General features: G+C 33.1%; 4 protein-coding genes and 1 tRNA gene. 4 read left to right on the top strand and 1 reads right to left on the bottom strand.

The window, feature by feature from the left end; all coding sequences use genetic code 11:
- Nucleotides 1-317 precede the first annotated feature (317 nt).
- Nucleotides 318-920 carry a hypothetical protein gene (locus Q8L85_03265; protein ID MDP1723701.1) on the top strand — a complete coding sequence of 201 codons (603 nt, stop codon included), beginning with the start codon at nucleotides 318-320 and terminating at the stop codon, nucleotides 918-920.
- Between the two features lie 27 nt (nucleotides 921-947).
- Here the strand turns inward: Q8L85_03265 and Q8L85_03260 are convergent.
- A tRNA-Pro gene (locus tag Q8L85_03260) sits at nucleotides 948-1,024 on the bottom strand.
- Nucleotides 1,025-1,176: 152 nt separating this feature from the next.
- Here Q8L85_03260 and Q8L85_03255 point away from each other — a divergent pair.
- The 3 genes from Q8L85_03255 (at nucleotide 1,177) to Q8L85_03245 (ending at nucleotide 3,673) form a co-directional block, all read left to right on the top strand.
- Nucleotides 1,177-1,809, top strand: a complete 633-nt coding sequence (locus tag Q8L85_03255; GenBank protein MDP1723700.1) for a MarC family protein — start codon at nucleotides 1,177-1,179, stop codon at nucleotides 1,807-1,809.
- A gap of 472 nt (nucleotides 1,810-2,281) precedes the next feature.
- On the top strand, nucleotides 2,282-3,085 hold the full coding sequence (locus Q8L85_03250; protein ID MDP1723699.1) for a penicillin-binding transpeptidase domain-containing protein: 804 nt from the start codon (nucleotides 2,282-2,284) through the stop codon (nucleotides 3,083-3,085).
- Between the two features lie 33 nt (nucleotides 3,086-3,118).
- Complete coding sequence (locus tag Q8L85_03245) at nucleotides 3,119-3,673, top strand: NUDIX hydrolase (GenBank protein MDP1723698.1); 555 nt, start codon at nucleotides 3,119-3,121, stop codon at nucleotides 3,671-3,673.
- Nucleotides 3,674-3,777 lie beyond the last annotated feature (104 nt).

Genomic DNA, 3,777 nt, shown 5'->3' with positions numbered 1-3,777 from the left:
AAAAGTCCTCCAAAAGAAGGCTTTTTTTTACCTCTCCCCTTGTGGGAGAGGTCGCGACCAAAGGGAGCGGGTGAGGGGTATTTTACAATTTTGGAGAGATGAGTATTTGTAGGCAATGCTTAAATTATGGCATGATGGTGTTGCTCTTTGTAAACGCTTTAGATACCCCTCACCAGTCGCTGCGCGCCGACCTCTCCCACAAAGGGGAGAGGTGAAACCGAAGCAATTTCATTTTTTGTCCCGTAGATTGAATCTTATTAGTTTCTTAATATATTTTTCCTATAATATTTATATGACCACTAAAAAGGAAAAGATTTATGAAAAAGAAAACGCTCATTTTGATCTCCATGTTTTTCATTAATTCTTTTCCTCTTTTGGCGGATAAAGAAGATTTATTGAATAAATTGTTTGAACGACTTGAAGTCTCAAAAAATATGCGTGAAAGCGCTGAGCTTACTTTACCCAAAACACCTGAAACTTTAAAAAATATTTTTGGTGAAGACCAGGAAAAATTCAATATAATTTTAGATGAAGAAAGAAAGAAATTTTTAGAAAAATGGGTTTTACAGGAAACTGAGAATTATAAAAATATTTGGACACTTATTATTGGGCAGAATTTTTCAGAAAAAGATCTTGAAACACTTGCTGATATTTATGCACAAGATGTTTTTAAAAAATTTATCACATTTTTAGGAAAAATTGAGCAATCACTAGAAAATATTTTACAAAGTCAACAAACTCAAATCGCTATTTCCTACGGAGAGACACTCATAAAAGCACTTGAAAAATCAAAAGAAGAAGGACTTGATGCCTCTATTATTGATGCTGAAATTGACCGTATTAAAAAAATTAAAGGTGTATTAAAACAAACACTTGCTTCTATAGATACTAAAAGTACTAAAAATAACGAAAATTTATAATATTGGGATGTATGGGGCGTTGATAAATGGTCGGAGCGGCGGGATTTGAACCCACGACCCCCAGACCCCCAGTCTGGTGCGCTACCAAGCTGCGCTACGCTCCGTTTTAAACTTAAGTTAATATTCTTTCCTTAAGTTCTTGTGGCAAGATAGCAATTCCATTATAAAAGTGCAAGGGTGCTTCATTCAAAAAACTATAATTTTGGATTAAGTTCGGTATACTCAATTGTTGAACAACACGTTTTTAGGAAAATTGATGCTTACTTGGCAAATTTATAGTGAATTTTTTGTAGCAGTGCTTATTGCACTTAATCCAATCGGCAATATAGCTTTCTTTTTATCGCTTACATCGCATCAATCTGCAAAAGAAAAAAGTAAAACAGCTTTTATGGCGGCCATAGCAATAGCAGTAACAATAGTTTTAACTGTATGGCTTGGGCAACGTGTTTTAGATGCTTTTGGTATTAGCATTGGTTCATTCCGTATAGGTGCCGGGATTGCTATTTTACTTGTTGGTATCTCTATGGTTAAGAATGGGGCAGATGCGCCACCACCGACACATGCATTAGATGCTGATCACCCTCCTAAAAAAAATATCGCTGTCGTGCCATTAGCAATTCCCATTGTTGCAGGGCCTGCAACCCTTGGTGTTATTATATCTCAGACAGAAAATATTCCTGGTATTTGGGATGAGCTTATTTTTTCGGGGCTTGGACTTGTTGCCACCTTTATTATTTGGATTATTTTTAAATTCGCCGTTCCTGTTGGACGTATTTTAGGTCAAGAAGGTATCAATATAATAACGCGTATCATGGGCCTTATATTGATGGCTATTGCTATGGAATCGATGAGCAAAGGGATTAGGCTTTTATTCCCGGGTCTTTCTTAATAAAGCTACCCATCCTATGGGCAAATTCGTTGTCAAGTTTGCGCTTCCGGTACTCATGTACTTAAGTACACTCCGTTCCGGTTCTCAACTTTCCTAGACTTTGCCTCATAACCTTGGTAGTTATTTTGAAAAGTTTCGGGAATTACGAATTCTTTTTAAGAAGCATGTACCCAAATAATCTGAAACCACCGTTTTTAGTCGATGACCTTTGCTTGTTTTTTGAACCAAAAATTCTTAAGGTAAAACAACTATCTGTCATAATTTTTGGCATCAAAAATTACCTTAAATTTCATGCCTAAAAAATCTGCATTTCCAAATCATTATGGGTATATAAAAAAATAATTTAGCATAATTTTATAAAATTTAAGAAATTATTCATATCCCTTGTTAGTTTGTATGAAATGTGATTAAATATATTTCTTATTAGGACTCTTTGATCTTTACAAAAAATATTTTAACTTTAGGATTTTAAATGATTAAAAAGCTTTTTCTTGTCGTGTTTTGTGTTTTAATTTCTTCAAAAACACTACAAGCAGATAATTACGTAATAGCTAATTATAAAACACGTTTTATAGAAGAAAAAGGTGGCAATCCATTTCAAAGACAAAGCCCTTGTTCAACATTTAAAATTCCATTGGCGATTATTGGATTTCAAGAAAATTATCTCCTCGATAATAATGCGCCTGAATGTGATTATCAGACAGGTTATACGAATTGGATTCCAATATGGGAACAATCTTTCACGCCTTTTACCTGGATGCAAAAATCATGCGTTTGGTATTCACAAGAAATTATCGCAAAACCCTATGGCCAAGAAAGACTGCAACAATTTGTTGATAACTTTAAATATGGTAATATGGACGCTTCAGGGACCAATGAAAGCTATGATTACGCTTCTTCATGGTTGAATTCATCACTTCAAATTTCGCCACGCGAACAAATTAATTTTCTTTTTAAATTTTTAGATCGTGGTTATGGCGCTACAGAAAAAATCTATCAACAAGTTAAAAATATTATTCCTCAAGAAGATCTGATTAATGGTTGGGTATTGCACGGTAAAACGGGCACATCCTATTTTTGGAACGAAGATGGATCTTGGGATAAAAGAAAACAAATGGGTTGGTATATTGGTTGGATTGAAAAATATAGACAAAAATATGTTTTTGCTTATGCGATTAATGAAATGGAGACAGATCCAAATTTAAGCGCAGGATTAACAGCAAAACAAAGAATTAAAGAAAAATTAGAAGCATTTATTCTTAAATGGAATCTTTAAAATATCGTAAAATAAATTTAAACGAGAATTTCAATGAGTTTGCATGCTTTACTAAATAATTATTTTTCTGAAGATATAAATGAAATTAATTATAAGCAAAGGATGCTAGATTTTTTAAATACACACCAAAATCCTTTTGCGCGCAGTTTGAAAATTGGACATTTTACGGCTTCTGCTTTTTTACTCAATACTGATAAAACAAAATTTCTACTTATGCATCATAAAAAAATAAATCTATGGCTTCAGCCTGGCGGACATTGTGATGGCAATCCTGATGTATTAGCTGTAGCGATTAAAGAATCGCAAGAAGAATCTGGCATTATGGAAATTATACCCATTAATACTAAAATTTTTGATATTGATATTCATACATTTCCAAGCAATGAAAAAGATCCAGAACATTATCATTATGATATTCGATTTCTGCTTAAAACAGTAGGTAATGATCATTTTATTCAAAATGAAGAATCTCACGCGTTAAGATGGATTGATCTTTATTCTTCTTCAGAGCTTTCCCTTGAGCATTCAATTAAAAGAATGGTTCATAAATATAATCATAGTACACGACACTTTTTTAATTTGATCTAAGGTATTGATTTTTTATAAGAAAACATAGTACAGACAAGATACAAAAAAAGGAGCTGTACAATGATAAAAATGAATACCTTAGATCAAGCAATAAATAATCACTT

This window comes from Alphaproteobacteria bacterium, from assembly GCA_030680745.1.
Lineage (GTDB): Bacteria > Pseudomonadota > Alphaproteobacteria > JAUXUR01 > JAUXUR01 > JAUXUR01.
The sequence above is the reverse complement of the archived record's forward strand: the minus strand, read 5'-3'. Positions and strand labels throughout refer to the sequence as shown.

Excerpts from the sequence above, each read along its gene's own strand:
- Q8L85_03265 (MDP1723701.1), top strand. The coding sequence starts at position 318 with ATGAAAAAGAAAACGCTCATTTTGATCTCCATGTTTTTCATTAATTCT.
- Q8L85_03255 (MDP1723700.1), top strand. The coding sequence starts at position 1,177 with ATGCTTACTTGGCAAATTTATAGTGAATTTTTTGTAGCAGTGCTTATT.
- Q8L85_03250 (MDP1723699.1), top strand. The coding sequence starts at position 2,282 with ATGATTAAAAAGCTTTTTCTTGTCGTGTTTTGTGTTTTAATTTCTTCA.
- Q8L85_03245 (MDP1723698.1), top strand. The coding sequence starts at position 3,119 with ATGAGTTTGCATGCTTTACTAAATAATTATTTTTCTGAAGATATAAAT.